Annotated in this window: 3 protein-coding genes; all 3 read right to left on the bottom strand. The window is 47.4% G+C overall.

All coding sequences use genetic code 11. The annotated features are described in order from the left end of the window. Positions 1-187, bottom strand: a 187-nt coding sequence (locus H6F80_RS00035) for a DUF6130 family protein (RefSeq protein WP_199296278.1), incomplete at its 3' end; no start/stop codon positions are given. Positions 188-468: 281 nt separating this feature from the next. Beyond that, a complete protein-coding gene (locus H6F80_RS00030; protein ID WP_190789583.1) occupies positions 469-1,461 on the bottom strand; it encodes an alpha/beta hydrolase in 993 nt (330 codons plus the stop codon). Between the two features lie 165 nt (positions 1,462-1,626). After that, positions 1,627-1,918, bottom strand: a 292-nt coding sequence (locus H6F80_RS29330; protein WP_518523485.1) for a hypothetical protein, incomplete at its 5' end; no start/stop codon positions are given.

Genomic DNA, 1,918 nt, shown 5'->3' with positions numbered 1-1,918 from the left:
GGGCACCTTTGCCGAATACGGGCAGTACTCGCAGGTTCTCTGTCCGATACTGGATGAAAACACGACCCTGGGACAGCGGTTCGGGCAGCGGTGGATCGACAATTAGCTTAGCGGGTGCTTCATTTTCGATCGCGATCAGCGGAGATGAGCCGATGATATCCTTGGCGCTTGGGGTATAACTGTCCATTGTAGATAGGTGTTCAAGTATGGTTTTCATACCAGGCCCTTGGAGAAAGAGGAAAATTCCAAGATTGTCGCTTCGGAAAAGGTGTTAACGTTTTTTTGATCGCGATTTTTCATTCTCACAAATTAGGCAAAGATGAATTGCAGTCGTGATGGGAAAGATTAATTGTCTCTGACTAATCCAAGGAAGATCGAATTAGTCAGAGCAGTCTCACGCCTATGATGACCAAAACCTAATAAGAACGAGAATGACTGATAACTGGCAGCCAAAGAGACGATCGCAGCCTATTGTAGGTGTTTCTTCAGTTCAGCAGCAGCCTGGACAAACAGAGAACGAACTGCCGGAACCTCGGCTAAACCATTCAATAGTCCGAAGTCATGAATCATGCCGTCGTACTGCACAAGCGTCACGTCTACTCCAGCTTCGTCAAGCTTGCGTCCGTAGGCTGTACCTTCGTCGTGCAAAATATCACTCTCTGCCACCTGAATTAAGGCTGGTGGTAAGCCTTTCAATTGCTCAACCGTCGCCTGTAGAGGAGAAGCATGGATCTCTTTGCGTTTTTCTGGGTCAGGGATGTACAGGTCATACATCCACTTCATTGTGGGTGCGGTTAGGTACCGTTTGTCGCCAAATTGGTGATAAGAATTCGTTTCAAAATCAGCATTGACGAGCGGCCACATCATGATTTGTAGCTTGATGTGCGGTCCTCCTTTTTCTTTCGCCTGCAAAGCAGTTACTGCTGTCATATTTCCGCCAACACTGTTGCCGACAACTGCCAGGTTTTTCCCGTCAACGCCAATTTCCTCACCATGCTCAGCGACCCATTTAGTAGCGGCGTAGATCTCATTGATAGCCTTTGGATACTGAGCATCTGGCGTGCGCGTGTAGTTGACAAAAACAGCCGCAAAACCAGAAAGCACAACGAGATCACGAACCATGCGCTTATGGGTTGGATAATCACCCAAGACCCATCCACCACCATGAATAAACATAAACACAGGCAATGTACCTTTGACCCCTTCAGGTCGCACGATATTGAGTGTAATTGTGTAACCATCAGCAGTAATCGTCTTCTCAGACTCTTCAATGCCCGAAAGATCTACTTGAACAGAAGCTTGTGCATCTACGAGTACTTGACGCGCTTCGAGTGGAGGTAATGTCTCTAGAGGCACACCTGCTGAATTCAGCTCTTTCAAAAACGCCTTCACCTCCCTAGAAAGACGTGGATCATCTGCAACTTCCAAAATCTTTGCTTGTGAGTTTACTTGAGCAACCATGACATTCTCCTTTGATATGTAGTAAACAATCCATTGAAATGACACTGTTAAGTGAATTGATGTAACAGTGATCCTTGATCAGCAGTGATTGTGAAATGGCAATCACTTTCTACTGACATCGTTTCCCAGCCGGAACTATTTGTTGCTGGTGAAAAGGTTATCGACCTAACGCGTCGCTGCCCCGATCGGTTGTTTCCACACCGCAGCAGCATAGAGCGAGTTCTCAAAATCGGGGGCAACATCGCCTGTGATACGTGCCTCATGATGCGCCCAGTCCTCAAAGAATAAGTCGTGACTGATGCGCGATACGATTGCGGGCACGTCGCGACGAATGCTATGTATGTCACCGACTGGCAAGCCGAAGCTGACCAAACCAGCAGGATTAAATACATGAATGTCTTTTAGATAAGGGGCAGTGCCAGGTACTTTTTCTTGGTATTCGTGGGCGCTACCGAGG

This window comes from Leptolyngbya sp. FACHB-711, assembly GCF_014695615.1.
Taxonomy (GTDB): domain Bacteria; phylum Cyanobacteriota; class Cyanobacteriia; order Elainellales; family Elainellaceae; genus Leptolyngbya_A.
Note: the sequence above shows the minus strand (reverse complement) of the source record. Positions and strands in the feature narration are given on the sequence as shown.